Origin of the sequence: Kribbella sp. NPDC056861 (genome assembly GCF_040687575.1) — a bacterium.
Taxonomy (GTDB): Bacteria; Actinomycetota; Actinomycetes; order Propionibacteriales; family Kribbellaceae; genus Kribbella.
Map to the genome: position 1 here is coordinate 1,125,388 of NZ_JBFBNQ010000003.1, position 15,089 is coordinate 1,140,476.

Annotated in this window: 16 protein-coding genes; 5 read left to right on the forward strand and 11 right to left on the reverse strand. The window is 68.4% G+C overall.

Features of this window, described 5'->3' with window-relative positions:
* Positions 1-83: 83 nt before the first annotated feature.
* Positions 84-1,046, forward strand: coding sequence for an LLM class flavin-dependent oxidoreductase (locus tag AB0P21_RS19235; protein WP_363698283.1), 963 nt, complete (start codon positions 84-86; stop codon positions 1,044-1,046).
* Here AB0P21_RS19235 and AB0P21_RS19240 read toward each other — a convergent pair.
* The 9 genes from AB0P21_RS19240 to AB0P21_RS19280 all read right to left on the reverse strand — a co-directional run bounded on the left by AB0P21_RS19240 (position 1,043) and on the right by AB0P21_RS19280 (position 10,102).
* Positions 1,043-1,864, reverse strand: coding sequence for a carbohydrate ABC transporter permease (locus AB0P21_RS19240; protein WP_363698285.1), 822 nt, complete (start codon positions 1,862-1,864; stop codon positions 1,043-1,045). The genes AB0P21_RS19235 and AB0P21_RS19240 overlap by 4 nt on opposite strands.
* The gene (locus AB0P21_RS19245) at positions 1,864-2,808 is read right to left on the reverse strand and encodes a sugar ABC transporter permease (protein WP_363698286.1); all 945 of its coding nucleotides are present in this window, start codon (positions 2,806-2,808) and stop codon (positions 1,864-1,866) included. Before AB0P21_RS19245 ends, AB0P21_RS19240 begins: the two co-directional genes overlap by 1 nt.
* Before the next feature lie 23 nt (positions 2,809-2,831).
* On the reverse strand, positions 2,832-4,094 hold the full coding sequence (locus tag AB0P21_RS19250) for a sugar ABC transporter substrate-binding protein (RefSeq protein ID WP_363698287.1): 1,263 nt from the start codon (positions 4,092-4,094) through the stop codon (positions 2,832-2,834).
* A gap of 71 nt (positions 4,095-4,165) precedes the next feature.
* On the reverse strand, positions 4,166-6,181 hold the full coding sequence (locus AB0P21_RS19255) for a hypothetical protein (RefSeq protein WP_363698289.1): 2,016 nt from the start codon (positions 6,179-6,181) through the stop codon (positions 4,166-4,168).
* A 133-nt stretch (positions 6,182-6,314) separates the two neighbouring features.
* Positions 6,315-7,019, reverse strand: a complete 705-nt coding sequence (locus tag AB0P21_RS19260; RefSeq protein ID WP_363698290.1) for a hypothetical protein — start codon at positions 7,017-7,019, stop codon at positions 6,315-6,317.
* Complete coding sequence (locus AB0P21_RS19265) at positions 7,016-8,167, reverse strand: L-histidine N(alpha)-methyltransferase (RefSeq protein ID WP_363698291.1); 1,152 nt, start codon at positions 8,165-8,167, stop codon at positions 7,016-7,018. Before AB0P21_RS19265 ends, AB0P21_RS19260 begins: the two co-directional genes overlap by 4 nt.
* A gap of 76 nt (positions 8,168-8,243) precedes the next feature.
* The gene (locus tag AB0P21_RS19270) at positions 8,244-8,444 is read right to left on the reverse strand and encodes a cold shock domain-containing protein (RefSeq protein ID WP_363698292.1); all 201 of its coding nucleotides are present in this window, start codon (positions 8,442-8,444) and stop codon (positions 8,244-8,246) included.
* A 96-nt stretch (positions 8,445-8,540) separates the two neighbouring features.
* Complete coding sequence (locus tag AB0P21_RS19275) at positions 8,541-8,720, reverse strand: hypothetical protein (protein WP_363698293.1); 180 nt, start codon at positions 8,718-8,720, stop codon at positions 8,541-8,543.
* Positions 8,720-10,102: a PspC domain-containing protein gene (locus AB0P21_RS19280; protein ID WP_363698295.1), complete on the reverse strand. Its 1,383-nt coding sequence runs from the start codon at positions 10,100-10,102 to the stop codon at positions 8,720-8,722. The genes AB0P21_RS19275 and AB0P21_RS19280 overlap by 1 nt, the downstream gene beginning before the upstream one ends.
* Before the next feature lie 194 nt (positions 10,103-10,296).
* Between AB0P21_RS19280 and AB0P21_RS19285 the strand changes: the two genes are divergently transcribed.
* Both AB0P21_RS19285 and AB0P21_RS19290 read left to right on the forward strand, forming a co-directional pair.
* Positions 10,297-11,718 carry a PspC domain-containing protein gene (locus tag AB0P21_RS19285; protein ID WP_363698296.1) on the forward strand — a complete coding sequence of 474 codons (1,422 nt, stop codon included), beginning with the start codon at positions 10,297-10,299 and terminating at the stop codon, positions 11,716-11,718.
* Entirely contained in the window at positions 11,715-12,356 is a 642-nt protein-coding gene (locus AB0P21_RS19290) for a response regulator transcription factor (RefSeq protein WP_363698298.1), read from the forward strand. Before AB0P21_RS19285 ends, AB0P21_RS19290 begins: the two co-directional genes overlap by 4 nt.
* Before the next feature lie 3 nt (positions 12,357-12,359).
* On the opposite strand, the gene rpsR is transcribed toward AB0P21_RS19290, so the two are convergent.
* Positions 12,360-12,605, reverse strand: a complete 246-nt coding sequence (gene rpsR / locus AB0P21_RS19295; RefSeq protein ID WP_363698299.1) for a 30S ribosomal protein S18 — start codon at positions 12,603-12,605, stop codon at positions 12,360-12,362.
* Positions 12,606-12,683: 78 nt separating this feature from the next.
* Between rpsR and rpmF the strand changes: the two genes are divergently transcribed.
* Both rpmF and AB0P21_RS19305 read left to right on the forward strand, forming a co-directional pair.
* Positions 12,684-12,845 carry a 50S ribosomal protein L32 gene (gene rpmF, locus AB0P21_RS19300; protein WP_363698300.1) on the forward strand — a complete coding sequence of 54 codons (162 nt, stop codon included), beginning with the start codon at positions 12,684-12,686 and terminating at the stop codon, positions 12,843-12,845.
* Positions 12,846-12,946: 101 nt separating this feature from the next.
* Entirely contained in the window at positions 12,947-14,275 is a 1,329-nt protein-coding gene (locus tag AB0P21_RS19305; protein ID WP_363698301.1) for a C1 family peptidase, read from the forward strand.
* Between the two features lie 60 nt (positions 14,276-14,335).
* On the opposite strand, the gene AB0P21_RS19310 is transcribed toward AB0P21_RS19305, so the two are convergent.
* A complete protein-coding gene (locus AB0P21_RS19310; protein ID WP_363698302.1) occupies positions 14,336-15,073 on the reverse strand; it encodes an alpha/beta hydrolase in 738 nt (245 codons plus the stop codon).
* Positions 15,074-15,089: the final 16 nt, after the last annotated feature.

A 15,089-nucleotide genomic window follows, 5' to 3' on the forward strand; every position in this document is an offset into this window, starting at 1 on the left:
TCGCGCGACGACGAAAAAGGACTTACGGTCAAGACCGTAATTACCTGATATGGGTGATGTCAATGGACGGAAAGGTGGCAACGATGCGACTCGGGCTCTATCTGAACCTGTACGGCGACCAGGCGGACCGCCCCTCCCTCGAGGACGGCGTCGAACAGGCCCGGCTGGCCGAGCAGGCCGGCTTCGAGTGGATCGTGCTCGGTGAGCGGCATCTGCACCGCCCTGGCTACCACGAGATCCTCACCTCGCTGACCTGGCTGGCGGCGAAGACCGAGCGGATCGGGATCGCCACCGCCGGCATCGTCGCGCCGCTCTACCAGCCGGTCGTGCTGGCCGAGACGCTCGCGCACCTGGACGTGCTGTCCGGCGGGCGGCTGACCGCGGGCTTCGTGCTCGGCTACCGGCCGGAGGAGTTCGCCCTGTACGGCGTGACGCAGCGCGAGCGGGTCGCGCGGTTCGAGGAGTGCCTGGAGATCGTCACCCGGCTGTGGACCGAGGACGAGGTCACCGTCGACGGCAGGTACACCAGCATCAGCGAGGCCTTCCTGTCGCCGAAGCCGGTGCAGAACCCGCGACCGCGGATCTGGAACGGCGGCCGCGTCTCGGCGATGCTCGAACGCACCGCCCGGATGTGCGACGGCTGGACCACGTCGTTCAACGAACTCGACGCCGACCTGCCGGCCAAGATGGCGGAGTACCGGTCGTATCCCCGCGGTGAAGGCACGCTCGGCGCCGAGGTGATCCTGTGCCGCGAGGGCTACGCGGCGCCGACCTCGCAGGACGCCCGCAAGGCGCTGGAGGAGCCGCTGCGCGACCTGTACGACGCGTACGCCGGCTGGAAGCGCACCTCCGCCGACGCCTCGCGGTACACCCAGGGCTGGGACGCCATCGCCGATCGCAGCGTGATCGGCTCACCGGCCGAGTGCGCCGAGCGGATCCAGCACTACGAGGAGATGGGGGCCGACGGCATCATTCTCCGGGTCCAGCCGCCGGGGATGTCACAAGCCGATGCGCTCAAGGCGATCGAGGCCTTCGGCAACCTCTAGGTCTTGAGCCCGGTCATCGCGATGCTGTCGGTCAGGTAGCGCTGCAGCAGCCCGAAGACGAGCAGGCTCGGGACGACGGTGATGGTCGCGCCGGCCATCACCTGGTTGATCGGGACGGCCTCGCTCTGCAGGCTGGCCAGCCCGACGGTCAGCGTCTGCATCTGCGCCGACTGGCCGATCACCAGTGGCCAGAGGAAGTCGTTCCAGTGCCAGAGGAAGACGAAGATGCCGAGCGTCGCCAGGGCCGGCCGGACCAGCGGCAGCACGATCGTGGTGAAGGTCCGCCATTCCGAGGCGCCGTCGATCTCGGCCGCCTCGAACAGCTCGTCCGGCAGCTGGCTGATGAACTGGCGCATCAGGAAGACCGCCTGGGAGTTCGCCAGCGTGGGCACGATCAGCCCCCAGTAGCCGTCCACCCAGCCGAGCTTCGAGACCAGGATGTACGACGGGATCAGGGTCGCCTGGAACGGCACCATCAGGGTCGCCAGGAACGCCCAGAACATCAGCTCCCGGCCCGGGAACCGCTTCTTCGCGAAGGCGTAGCCGGCCATCGCGGCGAACAGCAGGATGAAGAACACCGAGACCAGCGAGTACGCCAGCGAGTTGAACGTCCAGCGGATGATGTCCGAGCCGGACAGCACGGTGGAGAAGTTCTGCCAGGTCCACCGGGTCGGGTCGAGCGCGCCCGGGAAGGTCTCGCCGCTCGGCGGCGCGAAGGCGACCAGCACCATCGCGGCGAACGGGACGATCGTCACGATCGCGGTCAGCGTGAGCAGGGTCGGCAGGGTCAGCCGGGCCGGCGAGACGGCGGAGCGCATCAGTCGTCCCTGCCGACCAGCCGGCGCTGCACCAGCGAGACCACCAGCACGATCAGGAACAGCACCAGCCCGATCGCGCTCGCGTAGCCGAAGTCGAAGAACTTGAAGCCGGAGTCGTAGAGGAAGTAGACCAGCGAGTAGCTGCCCCGGATCGGGCCGCCGGCGGTCATCACGTACATCGCGTCGAAGACCTGGAAGGCGCCGATCGTCTCGATCACCAGCACGAAGAACAGCACCGGCCGCAACTGCGGGACGACGATGTGGCGGAACCGCTGCCAGGGCCCGGCGCCGTCGATCATCGCGGCCTCCAGGTAGGACTTCGGCACTGCCTGCAGCCCGGCCAGCAGGATCAGCATCGAGTAGCCGAACCCCTTCCAGGCCGAGGTGACCGCGATCGACGGCAGCACCGAGTTGGCGTTGCCGAGGAAGTCGTAGGGGCCGAGCGAGAGCCAGCCGAGGAAGCCGTTCAGCAGGCCGTTCTCGGCGTTGTAGATCCACTTCCAGACCACCGCGGCGAGCACGATGCTGGTGACGTAGGGCAGGAAGAAGACGCCGCGGAAGAAGCCGCGGTTCCAGACCACCTGCTGCAGCAGCAGCGCAGTACCGAGGGAGAGCAGGACGGTGAGCGGGACGAAGATCACCGTGTAGGTGAGGGTGACCAGCAGGCTCTTGTGGAACAGCTCGTCGCCGAGCAGCCGCGAGTAGTTGTCAACGGCAACGAAGGTCCACTGGCCGTTCAGCCGGTAGTCGGTCAGCGAGAGCAGGAACGCGCCGACCACCGGGACGAACCGGAAGACCACGAACAGCACCAGCATCGGGGCCACGAACAACAGACCGGCCAGCGACCGGCGGCCCCGCCACGGCGACAGGTCCCGGCGCGCCGCCCCCGCGGCCGGGCCTGTCGCCTGGTTCTGTGGGGAAGCCGCGCGGCCTCCCTCCGTCATTGCCGCGCGACCTCCCCACGAGCTCATCTCTGCCGGGACAGCAGGTCGTCGGCCTGCTTGGCAGCGTCGTCCAGCGCCTGCTGCGGCGTCTTCTTACCGGTCAGCGCCGCCTGCAGTTCGACCGCGAGCAGCGACATCACCTGCCGGGCGGCCGGGTTCGGCTCGCCGGGGAAGGCGTACTCGAGGGCGGCGGCGAACTTCTCCGCCTCCGCGTCCTTGGCCGGCACCTTCGCGTCGGTCCGCGGCGACAGGAAGCCGGAGGCGGTGCCCAGGCTGACCACCTGCTTGGGGTCGATCATGAAGGAGAGGAACTTCTCCGCGCCGGCGATGTTCTTCGACCCCGCGTTCACGGACAGGCCGCCCGGCAGGCCGAAGCCGACCTGCTTCTGGCCCTTCAGCGGGAGCCCGATCACGACGTTGCCGGCGCCCCAGTTGGCGGCGACCGTCTTGGCGTCGGCGGGCGTGTTGGTGAAGCCCATCGCGACCTGCTGCTTGCCCAGCGCCTGGTCGGCGATCACGTTGCCGTTGGCCAGCGCGCTCTTCGGGATCGCGCCCTCGGAGTACAGGCTGGTCAGGAAGGTCAGCGCCTCGACGCCGGGGGCCTGGTTGAAGGCGGCCTTCTTGCCGTCCTCGGAGAAGACGCTGCCGCCGGCCTGCCAGAGCAGCGGGTAGAAGTTCAGGTTCAGCGTCGCGCTCGGCGAGGCCGAGTAGTCGAGCGTCGCGACCCCGGCCGCCTTGAGCTTCGGCGCGGCCGCCTTGATCTCGTCCCAGGTCTGCGGCGGCGTGGTGATGCCGGCCTTGTCGAGCAGCTTCTTGTTGTACATCGTCGTGGTGACGGTGTGGTAGATCGGCGCCGCGTAGGCCTTGCCGTCGACGGTCAGCGCCTTGACCGCGCCGGGCAGGAACTTGTCCTTGGCCGGGTCGATCACCTTGTCGACCGGCGAGAGCGAGCCGTTCTTCACGTACTGCGGAACCTGGTCCGGGTTCAGCAGTACGACGTCCGGGCCCTTGCCACCGGAGAACGCGGTGGCCAGCTTCTCGTCCCGGTTGAGCCAGGGCTGCAGCTCGATCTTCAGGTCGGTGCCGGCGTTGGCGGCCTCGAAGTCCTTCTCGACCTGACCCCAGTACGCCGTACCGGCCTTCTCGTCGGCGATCACCGGGTAGATCCAGGCCGTGACGGTGCCGCCGGACGAGGACGGCTCGTCGGAGCCGCCACAGGCCGTGAGTGAGGCCGCCACCGCGAACGCGGCGAGCGGCGCGAGGATACGGCTGACTCTGGTTTTCATCGGGCGACCCCTTCAATAACGGCCTAGGCCGAAACTACTAGGAATGAATTTCCACTGTCAACGAATCACTGTCAACGCTGCAGATCGATCCGGAAGAGTTGCGCCCCACTCGTGACCAGCAACTGGTTGTTGCCGCGCACGGCCAGCCGCCGGTTCGGCTGGGTGATGAACACCGGAGGAGTCTGGCGCTGCCACGGGTCAAGCCGGTAGATCCGGTTGCCGTCGATCCCGGCGTACAGGGCGTCCCGGGTCGCGACGATGTCGCCGCCGGCCGTCGTGGTGCCGACGTCGAAGCGGCGCTTGAGCCGGCCGCGGAGGGTGTCGACGGCGAAGATCGATTTGCCGGCCACACCCCAGAGCAGGCCGTCGGGGCCGATCGCGACCGAGCTGACCGTGCCTTCGCCGGTGATCGGCGTCTCCCAGAGCTTGCGGGCGTGCCGCACGTCCCAGGCGAAGACGGTGCCCTCGGCGCGGGTCGGCGGGGTGGTGCTGAGGCCGCCGGTGATCGAGGTGCCGCCGTACACGATGCCGTGGTCGGCGGCGAGGCCGAAGACGCTCTGGTCCTGGACGACGTTGCGGAACGTCTGGGTGGTCCCGGTCTTCGGGTCGTGGATGGCCAGCGCACCGCCGAGCCGGTCGCCTTCGGGAACGGTGCCGATGGCGATCTTGCCGTCCACCTCGACGAGCGCCCGGGCCCGCATCTGCAGGTCGGCCTTGAGGTTGACCTGGAGCTTCGGGTTGTCCGGGGTGCCGGGTGGTCCGGGGGAGTACTCCGGGCTGCTCCACGGCTTGGTCGGGTCGTAGGAGTAGACCCTGGCCTCGGGATAGTTGCCGACCCAGACCTTGCCGTCGGAGGCCTCCAGGATCGCCTCGGTCTGGGAGAAGCGGTTGAAGGTCGCCGCTCCGGTCGCGGTGTCGACCAGCGAGACGCCGCCGTTGAGGAAGCCGCCGGCGTACGCGCGCTGCTTGCCGCCGGCAATCGACAGGATCTCGATCGGCTCCCGGCGGACGCCGGACTGGATGATCTCGGACTTGCCGGTCTGCGGGTTGTAGCGGAACAGCTCGCCGCGCCAGAGCGTGCCGACGATGCTCTTGCCCGGGTAGTCGGGCAGGCCGAGCTCGGCCCAGCCGATCGCGCGGGCGTTCTGGATCCGGCCGGTGAAGGTGAGGCCGGTGCCGGTCAGGGCCTTGGTGGCCGGGTCGTACCGCTTCAGCTCGCCCTGCTGGATCAGGTACAGCTCGCCGTTCTCGCCGACCGGCGAGATGTCGAGGCCGTGGGTGAGCGGGATCTCGTCGACCCAGGTGCGGGTGGCGATGTCCCAGACGAAGGTCGGCCCCGGGTACGCCGTACTGAAGCGTGCGTAGAGTCGGCCGACCCGCGCGTTGAGGTCGTAGACGGCGACGTTCTTGATGTCCGGAAACCCTGGTGGAGTAGGGATCTCGGTGACCGCGCCGGAGACTGGGTCGAGCTCGGCGAGGTGCGCGTCGGGGTTGGTGCCGGCGTACACCTTGCCGTTGGACCAGTCGATGCTCTTCAGGTAGGGCTGGCCGGGGACGATCTGGCCGTAGTCGCGGACCGCGCCGGTGGCGGCGTCGTACCGGAAGATCTTGCCGCCCGGGTAGGTGCCGCCGTAGATGTTGCCCTGTGGGTCAGAGGTCAGGCGCCAGATGAAGCCTTCGCTGGCGATCGGGCGGCCGAGGTCCTCGACGGTGTTGCCGCTGCCCGGCCGCCAGCGGTAGAGGTGGCCGTTGTTGTAGGTGCCGGCGTAGATCGTGCCGTCGGGAGTGGCGGCGACGGCGTACCCGGAGTCGGCGCCTTCGAGTGGTGCCGAGACGAGGCTGGCGCCGGTGGCGGGGTCCATGGCGTTCAGGTAGCCGGGCTTGCCGGAGGAGACGTTCCAGATGGCTGCTTTGCCGGCGTTGGGGCCGGGGGCGACCGTGCCACCGATCAGGAGCACGTCGGACAGGGGGATCCCCAGGGAGACTGCGACCGGTGGTGGCGGCGGGTGACCTGCTTCGGCGGCGCTCAGTGGAGTCAGCAGCAGGAAGGCCAGAGCCGTTGTCAGGAGTACTCGCGCTGGTCGCATGGGGGAATGCCTCCAGGGGAATGAATAACGGTCTTGTCCGAAAGTAGAACCGCCTCATCGGGTCAGGTCAAGGTCTCGCAGTCTGCCGCTAACTGCAAGGGATTTCGGAAGCTTTCGGGCCCAGCCGTTACTGTCAACGGTTCGGCAGCCGGGTGAGCAGCGTTTCGAGCGTCTCGCGGGTAGCGGCGAAGTAGCTGTTCTCCCGGGTCAGCGCGCGATGGAAGGCAGCCAGCTCGGCGGCGGTGATGGTGTTGGAGAAGGTGCTGATCTCGGTCAGGTCGAGGCGGCGGTTGAACAGGTGCACGGTGTCGCGCCACCGGTGCAGCAGGGTGACCAGCTCGGCGTCGCGGTTCCGGCTGAGCGCGCCGGACACGAGGGCGAGGTCGACCGCCGAGACGACCAGGCGTGGGTAGACCTGCCGCTGGGTCGGGGTCTTGGGCGAGAACCGCTCGTCGGACAGCAGTCTGGTGTTCTCCTGCAGCTCGTCGGCGACGGCACGCAGTACGCCGGTGCGTCGCTCTGCCTCTGCCGTGAGTCGCTCGACGAAGATGCCGGTCAACCCGGCGACCAGGGTCAGCGAGTTGACCGCCGGCTCCCACCTGCTGTTGTCCGGCCAGAAGAACCAGATCACCCCCAGTACGAAGGCGAGTGCCAGCAACCCGTAGCTGACGGCGGTCACGGCAGTCCGCCGATACCCCGCCCACCGCGCATCCCCACGAGCCGACCGAAGCGCGGCAAGCACCAGCCGCAGCCGCGCCAACACCCGCCACCGATCCCGCCGAACCACCGGCACCCCACCTTCTGGGCCGGCGGTCGGCGTACCGGGGGCTTGGGTCATTGCGCCCAGATGTCCTCGGCGAGGAGGTTGACCGTGTCGGCGCCCTTGGGGGCGAGTAGCAGCAGGTCGAGGCCGAAGGGGCTGGGGCGGCGGGTGTAGCGGAAGCCGGAGTGGGCGTGCTCGACCGGAGTGAGACCGCACTCGGTGGTCAGCTTCTTCAGCCGCTCGGTGGAGAACTTGCGGGTGGTGTAGAGCAGGATCGTGTCGTCCGGCTCGAGCACCACCTCGGTGTGGTCGGGCAGCCCCATCGTGATCGGGGCGCCGGAGTTGTTCTGCCAGACGATCTTGACCAGCAGCGCGTCGTCGGTCTCGACCTCGCCGCGGAAGTCGATCCGGTCGTAGTCGATCGCCAGGTTCGTGTTGTAGCGCAGGGCACTGGTGACGAACTCGGCGAACGCGCGGGTCTGGTGGTACTCGTCGGCGGCCGCCGCGGCCGCCGCCTGGTCGAGGCTGCTGGTGGTCGCGACCTCGAGCAGCAGCCGATCCTGCGGACGCAGCGCCTTGGTGATCATCTGCAGCAGCTCGAGATCGCTCTCGAAGTTCGCCAGCGTGTTCCCGGTCAGCGTGTAGAGGATCGGCTCGTCGCCGACCAGCCGGGCCAGCATCTGGCCGAGCTCCTCCATGTTGTCGGCGATCGAGAAGTCGAGCTGCACCGGCAGCAGTTGCGCGGTCGGGAAGCCGATCCCGCGGACCGGCTCCAGGCTGCCCAGCCGGAGCATCTCCGAGCTCATGTCGACCGGGATGTAGAACATGTCCGGGTTGGAGCGGTAGAGGTCGGCCAGGATGGTGCGGTCCTTCACGCCGGTGCCGACACCGAGGCTGACGAAGTGGAAACCGCCCTTGTCGACGTGCGGCCGGACCCGGCGCCAGTGCCGCAGGAACGACTCCGCGCCGGCCTTCATCACCAGGTAGAACGGGTCGTTGGTCGCGTTCGCCCAGGCGATCGTCGGGCCGATGCCCCAGTAGGAGAAGCCGGAGGTGATCTGCTTGCCGTCGCCGGTGCTCGAGTACGGGCCGCGCAGATCGCCGGTCAGCGTCGCCAGCTTGTCGGTCTGGTCCTCGCCGACCAGCACCAACGACCAGGCGAAGTCGTCGTCGACCAGCGCCTGCTCGAGCTTGCGGATCACATGCACCGGCTCATCGGTCACGTGCCAACCCCTCCCAAGGTGAGAGGTCAGGTTACCGGGTGCCCGCGCTCCGCGCCGGGCCGTCAGAGCGTCCGGTTCAGAGCGTCTGTACTGCGTCCGCCTCGCGGCCCTTGGGTCCGTCCACCACCTGGAACTCGACCGGCTGGCCGTCCTCGAGCGTCTTGTATCCGTCGGTGACGATCTTGCTCCAGTGGACGAAGACGTCGTCCTGGCCGTCGACGGCGAGGAAGCCGTAACCCTTGTCGGCGTTGAACCACTTCACGGTGCCGCGCACCATCAGAACTCCCGTAGACCTTCCGCCAACCGGTGAACCGGTTGATCGAGCGGTCAACAAGACTAGCCCAGTACCCGGGAGAAGGGTGTGAGGAAGCAGTCAGCCGCGGTGTGAGGCAGCCAGGCCGACGATGCCGGCCGCAACGAGCAGCAGGGCCGCGGAGACCCCCAGGTCGTCGGTGCCCACCACGCCGTGGTCGGTCAGGAACCAGATCGTGGCGCTCCCGGACAGGACGGTGCCGGCGATCACGCCCGGCACGTCCGGCTTGATCTTCCTCATCACCGCACCACCCTGACACTGCCGAGCTTGAGTTGCAGGTCCAGGGTGACGGACTGCGGCCCCACCTTGCCGTCCTTGCCCAGGTCGGCCACCGACAGCTTCGCCGGATGCCCGCCGCTGGTCTTGTCGAACGCGTCCACCTGCCCGGTGTCGGCGGCCAGATCGCCGGTCACGTCGACGTTCGGCGGCAGCTTGACGACCACCTCGCCGGCGCCACCCTCGACGAACACCTTGGCGCCGGGCTTGAAGACCGCCTTGGTCAGGTCGAGCTTCACCGACCCGGCGTCGAACCGGTACGTCGTGTTGGTCGCGTCGACCGTGTTCTGGTCGGTGGCGACGAAGTTCACCTCCGCGAAGTCACGCGGTACTGCGGGGAAGATCGTGCTCGCCGCGATCCCGAACGCCAGCAGGATGCCGAGCGGCAGCAGGCCGAGCGTCTTGCCCAGGAACCCGCCGAACACCATGCCCAGGCCGAGGGTGGCCAGGCCGATCACGAACATCGTCGTCAGCTGCCCGCTCGCCAGCCAGGCGATCGACATCGCGACGGCGGCGGCCAGGACGATCGCCGGCTTTACTCCGCGCAGGCCCTTGACTGGTGGCGCAGCAGGCGGCCGGGTGGCCGTGGCGCCTCGCGTCGGCGGCTCGTCGACGTACAGGCCTAGTGGGTCGTCCTCGGTCCACACCGGCTGGACCGGCGCGGTGACGCGGTCCTGGGGTCGCTGTGCGGAAGGGCTGGTCGGGGCAGGGCCGCTCGAGGCGGGAGCGCCGTACTGCGGACCTGCCGGCGGAGTACTGGTGCTGGTGAAGCCTGCGCTGCGCATGGCCCGATCGACGGTGCGCTGGGCGTTCTGCTGAGCCTGCTGGGCGGTCCGCTGCGCCTGCTGGATGCTCGGGTTGCTCCAGTGACTGTTGCCGTGGATGCCGCTGTGGCCGGGGCCGTGGTGGCCGCCGCCGGGGTTGCGGCTCTTGCGGCGGAAGACGAAGAACCAGACCAGGCCGAGCACCACCAGCGGCGCCGGGACCAGCTTGCCGAAGTTGAAGGACGACATCATCGCGATGCCGGCGAACACGCAGACCCCGACCACTACCGGCCACAGCCACGGGTGGTCGGGCCGGACCCGGTCACCGAGCAGGCCCTGCGCGGCGGAGCGGTCGCTGCCCTCGTCGGGCATCAGCACCCAGGCGGCGCCGTAGAAGATGATGCCGGGCCCCATCAGGATGAGGACGGCCATCACCACCCGCACCAGTACCGGGTCGACGTTCAGTGCCCGTCCGATGCCGCCGCAGACTCCGGCGAGCATCCGGTCGGACCGACTGCGGCGCCAGCTCTGCACGTTCTTCAGCTGGTCGCGGTCGATGCCCCCGCTCGAGTTCTGCTCCATGCCATCGATACTGACTGCTCCCGGGCCGCCGCGACATCGGGGATCCCCCTTTGCGGACCCCGGGTCGCCGGTCGGCCACACTCGGCTAGGGGTTTCCCCTGGGGCCGACCCTGAGTGCGGGGAGTGACCGCTGAGGAGTCAGCCGGGGGGAAGCCTGCTGGTGCGCGGCCTGCCGGCATGTGACGATCGTGGTGATGACACAACCAGCTGCTGCCGCGCCTCCGGGCGGGTCCCCGACGCCAGGGGGTCCGGTCGGCAGTTCGTATGCCCAGGGACCGCAGTACGGCCAAGGTCCGCAGTACGGCCAGGGAGCGCAGTACGGAGCGCCCGGGCCGCAGCCGCCGCCTGAGCCTCCGCCGGTACGCCGCGCCTACCGGCGCGCTGACGGCCGGGTGCTGAGTGGTGTCGCGGGCGGAATCGCCGACCACCTCAATGTGTCCGACACCCTCGTCCGGCTGGTGTTCATCGGTACTACGGTCTTCGGCGGCTTCGGCGTACTGATCTATGCGGCGCTGTGGTTCCTGATGCCGCAAGAGGTGCCGACCGGCCCGAACGCGCCTGGCCTCGCCGCGGCGACCAGGAACGGGATGCGGCCGGAGACCCCGGTGCCGCCGATCGCGTCGGAGCACAAGCAGCGCCGTAAGGAGAAGAGCCGCGGTCAGCTGACCGCGCTCGCCGTGGTGGCGGTCGGTGTGCTCCTGCTGCTCAACGTGGCGGGCCTCGGGATCGCCGGGAAGATGTTCTGGCCGCTGGTGTTCGCCGGGACCGGACTGGCACTGATCTGGCGGCAGGCCGACGAGGGGCAGCGCAACGCGTGGATCGGCAAGACGCCGACACTCGGCTCGCTGTTCGGCCAGGGCGCCTGGAAGTCGGTCATCCGGGTAGTGGTCGGGCTGGTGCTGATCGGGACCGCGATCACGGTGTTCCTGGTGCAGAACGGTCAGCTGTCGATGGCTGGCGACGTACTGATCGCGCTGCTGCTGGCAGTGGTCGGCATCGGCGTCATCGCTGGGCCGTGGGTGCACCGGCTCAGCCGGGACCTCAACAACGAGCGTGGCGAGCGGATCCGGTCGCAGGAGCGCGCCGACATGGCGGCGCACCTGCATGACTCGGTGCTGCAGACACTGGCGCTGATCCAGAAGCAGGCGAACGACCCGCGGGCCGTAGTACGGCTGGCCCGGGCTCAGGAGCGCGACCTGCGGTCCTGGCTGTACGACGAGGACGACACCACCGACCAGACGCTGTCGGGCGCGGCCAAGCGGGCTGCTGCCGAGGTGGAGGACTCCCACGGCGTACCGGTGGAGGTGGTGACCGTCGGCGACTGCGACCTGACCGAGGGGCTGTCGGCGATGGTCCGGGCGGCGCGCGAGTCGATGGTGAACGCCGCCAAGCACTCCGGAGCTGACAAGATCGACGTGTTCGTCGAGGTGGACGGGGACCGGGCCGAGATGTTCGTCCGGGACCGCGGCAAGGGCTTCGACACCGACGGGGTGCCGGAGGACCGGCTGGGTCTGCGGCACAGCGTGATGGGCAGGATGGAACGGCACGGCGGCCGCGCAACAGTGCGGTCGAGCCCGGAGACAGGCACCGAAGTGCGACTGGAGATGGACAGATGACACAGCGGCGAGTGGTCGTAATCGATGACCACGACATGTTCCGGGCCGGCGTCCGCAGTGAGATCGGCGCCTCGGTCGAGATCGTCGGCGAGGGCGCGGACGTGGAGTCCGCGGTGAAGGCGATCGCCGGCACCGAACCGGACGTCGTGCTGCTCGACGTGCACCTGCCCGGCGGCGGCGGCATCGAGGTGATGAAGCAGGTGCACGTACGGCACCCGGAGATCAAGTTCCTGGCGCTCTCGGTCTCCGACGCCGCCGAGGACGTGATCGGCGTGATCCGGGCCGGCGCCCGCGGCTACGTCACCAAGAACATCAGCGGCACCGAGTTGGTCGACGCGATCGGCCGCGTCGCCGACGGCGACGCCGTCTTCTCCCCGCGGCTGGCGGGCTTCGTCCTGGACGCCTTCTCCGGCGCGATCGACATCGCCTCGGTCGACGAGGACCTCGACCGGCTCTCCCAGCGCGAACGCGAGGTACTACGGCTGATCGCCCGCGGCTACGCGTACAAGGAAGTAGCCCGCGAGCTGTTCATCTCGGTGAAAACCGTCGAAACCCACGTGTCGTCCGTACTCCGCAAGCTCCAGCTCTCCAACCGCCACGAACTAACCCGCTGGGCCACCGACCGCCGCTTGGTCTGAACTTCAGGCTCCTGTACGAGTACTGGAGCCGTACGGCAGCAAGGCCATCTCCCGGGCGTTCTTGATCGCCCGGGAGATCTTTTTCTGTTGCTGGACGGTCAGGCCGGTGACTCGGCGGGAGCGGATCTTGCCGCGGTCGGAGATGAACTTGCGCAGCAGCGCGGTGTCCTTGTAGTCGACGGTGTCGACCTTGTGCAGCGGGTTCTGCTTCGGCTTGCGGCCGGTGGTGGGTTTGTCGCGTCGCGCCATCGGGGGACCCTTCTTGCTGTTGATAATCGTTTTCAATTAGCATAGCGGGTGTTCAGCCGAGCAGAGGAGATGGGTGTCATGGCGGTACCGAAGCGGAAGATGTCGCGGTCGAACACGCGGAGCCGGCGGGCGCAGTGGAAGGCGACGCCGGTGCAGCTGGTGCCGATCACGGTCGGCGGGAAGCAGTTGCGGGTGCCGCGGCAGCTGGTTCGGGCGTACCAGTTGGGGCTGATCGAGTGAGCTGAGGGGAACGGGAAGGGTGGCGGGTTATGGACAGGTCACATATTCGCCACCCCGTCAGGGGCGCTGCGGGCTTTGCCGCTGTTATACCGTCGACTCTCATGGAGCGGAATCTCACAGCCGAACAACTCGGGCTCTTCGAGAAGGAGTTCGCGTCGAACCCGCAGTACCGGGTGATGCAGAACGCCGTCACGGAGACACCGATCGCCAAGATCGCCCTGGATCGCCAGATCGTCACCTCGATCGACCATTCCGTGTCGAACCTGCTGGACGACTGGAAGGTGACGAACCAGAAGAAGAGCGGGCGGTGCTGGCTGTTCGCCGGGCTGAACCTGTTCCGGGCCGGCGCCGCCGAGAAGCTCGGCGTCAAGGACTTCGAGTTCTCCCAGAACTACCTGCTGTTCTGGGACAAGTTCGAGCGGTCCAACTTCTTCCTCGAGGCGATGATCGAGACCGCCGACCGCGATGTCGACGACCGGACGGTGGCGCACCTGCTCTCCGACCCGATCGGCGACGGCGGCCAGTGGAACATGTTCGTCGCGCTGGTGCGCAAGCACGGCCTGGTGCCGAAGTCGGCGATGCCGGAGACCGAGAGCTCGTCGGCCACCGCGCAGCTGAACGACTCGCTGCGCAAGCTGCTCCGGCAGGGCGCGCGTGACCTGCGCAAGCTGGCCGGCGCCGGCCAGGAGGCGCAGCGGGCGCACAAGCAGGAGTTGCTGACCACCATCCACCGGGTGCTGAGCATCCACCTCGGGACGCCGCCGCAGAAGTTCCTGTGGCAGTGGAAGGACAACGACAAGGGCTTCCACCGCGACGGCTGGACCACCCCGGCCGAGTTCGCCGCGGCGTACGTGACGCTGCCGGTCGACGAGTACGTCTGCATCGTGCACGACCCGCGCGAGTCCAGTCCGACCGGCAAGACCTTCACCGTCGACTACCTGGGCAACGTCATCGACGCCCCGCCGGTGGTCTACCTGAACGTCGAGATCGACCTGATGAAGCAGCTCACCCAGGACGCCATCGTCGGCGGCGAGCCGGTCTGGTTCGGCTGTGACGTCGGCAAGCAGATGTCGGCCGACCTCGGCTACTGGGACGCCAACCTGTACGACTTCGGCGCCGTCTACGACGCCGAGTTCAGCCTGGACAAGGCCGAGCGGCTGCTGCACCACGAGACGCTGATGACGCACGCGATGCTGTTCACCGGGGTCGACCTGGTCGACGGCAAGCCGCGCCGCTGGCGGGTCGAGAACAGCTGGGGCGACGAGAAGGCCGACAACGGCTTCTGGACGATGAACGACTCCTGGTACGCCGAGCACGTCTTCGAGATCGCCGTCCGCAAGTCGTCGCTGCCGGCCGAGCTGCAGGCCCGCTTCGACGAGGCCCCGATCGTGCTGCCCGCCTGGGACCCGATGGGCGCTCTCGCCGACTGATTCATCGCTCGACCCGAACGGCCGGAGTACCTCGTCACGAGGGGCTCCGGCCGTTTCGTTTCAGGTCAGCGCGGCGCGGATCAGCGCGGTCATCTCGGCCGGACGCTCGAGCGACGGCAGGTGGCCGGCCCAGGGGAGCTCGGTGTGCTCGACTTCGGGCAGGAGCTCGCTCAAATGCTTCACGCAGGCGGCGAAGAAGCGCAGTTCGTGCGCACCGGTGAAGAGCTTGATCGGCGCGGTGATCCCGCCGACCTCCCACTCGTCGTTGTCGACGTCACCAGCAGCCAGCTGTACTTCGAAGGCGTGCTTCTGCATCACCCGCACCAGCTCACGCGCCTCGTCATCGCCCTCCGGCCCGACCGACGTCCGCACGTTGAGTTCGGCGGCCCCGTCGATGTCCCCGGCCGCCAGCAGTTCGTTCTCCTCAGCCGCGAAGGCCCGGAAGTCATCAGTCGGTACGACGTCGTCGGCCGGCGGCGACATCAGCACCAGCCGGCTGAACCGCTCCGGCTGCCGGCTGGCCGCCTGCAACACCACATAACCCCCGTACGACGACCCGACCACCTTCGCCGTCTCCACGCCCAGCTCGTCGAGCAGCTCCAGCACGTCCCCGGCATCGGAGTACTTCGCTCCCGCCGTCAACGGCGTCTCGCCGAACCCGCGCAGGTCCAGCGTGATCACCCGATGATCGACCCGCAGGTCCTCGACCTGGCGCGCCCACATCCGCGCATCGCACACCCCGGCATGAACCAGCACGACCGCCGGCCCGGAACCAACCACCCGATGAGAAAGAGTCACCCCCGCAGCCTCCCGC

Excerpts from the sequence above, each read along its gene's own strand:
- AB0P21_RS19235 (WP_363698283.1), top strand. The coding sequence starts at position 84 with ATGCGACTCGGGCTCTATCTGAACCTGTACGGCGACCAGGCGGACCGC.
- AB0P21_RS19240 (WP_363698285.1), bottom strand. The coding sequence starts at position 1,864 with ATGCGCTCCGCCGTCTCGCCGGCCCGGCTGACCCTGCCGACCCTGCTC.
- AB0P21_RS19245 (WP_363698286.1), bottom strand. The coding sequence starts at position 2,808 with ATGACGGAGGGAGGCCGCGCGGCTTCCCCACAGAACCAGGCGACAGGC.
- AB0P21_RS19250 (WP_363698287.1), bottom strand. The coding sequence starts at position 4,094 with ATGAAAACCAGAGTCAGCCGTATCCTCGCGCCGCTCGCCGCGTTCGCG.
- AB0P21_RS19255 (WP_363698289.1), bottom strand. The coding sequence starts at position 6,181 with ATGCGACCAGCGCGAGTACTCCTGACAACGGCTCTGGCCTTCCTGCTG.
- AB0P21_RS19260 (WP_363698290.1), bottom strand. The coding sequence starts at position 7,019 with ATGACCCAAGCCCCCGGTACGCCGACCGCCGGCCCAGAAGGTGGGGTG.
- AB0P21_RS19270 (WP_363698292.1), bottom strand. The coding sequence starts at position 8,444 with ATGGTGCGCGGCACCGTGAAGTGGTTCAACGCCGACAAGGGTTACGGC.
- AB0P21_RS19275 (WP_363698293.1), bottom strand. The coding sequence starts at position 8,720 with ATGAGGAAGATCAAGCCGGACGTGCCGGGCGTGATCGCCGGCACCGTC.
- AB0P21_RS19280 (WP_363698295.1), bottom strand. The coding sequence starts at position 10,102 with ATGGAGCAGAACTCGAGCGGGGGCATCGACCGCGACCAGCTGAAGAAC.
- AB0P21_RS19285 (WP_363698296.1), top strand. The coding sequence starts at position 10,297 with ATGACACAACCAGCTGCTGCCGCGCCTCCGGGCGGGTCCCCGACGCCA.
- AB0P21_RS19290 (WP_363698298.1), top strand. The coding sequence starts at position 11,715 with ATGACACAGCGGCGAGTGGTCGTAATCGATGACCACGACATGTTCCGG.
- rpsR (WP_363698299.1), bottom strand. The coding sequence starts at position 12,605 with ATGGCGCGACGCGACAAACCCACCACCGGCCGCAAGCCGAAGCAGAAC.
- rpmF (WP_363698300.1), top strand. The coding sequence starts at position 12,684 with ATGGCGGTACCGAAGCGGAAGATGTCGCGGTCGAACACGCGGAGCCGG.
- AB0P21_RS19305 (WP_363698301.1), top strand. The coding sequence starts at position 12,947 with ATGGAGCGGAATCTCACAGCCGAACAACTCGGGCTCTTCGAGAAGGAG.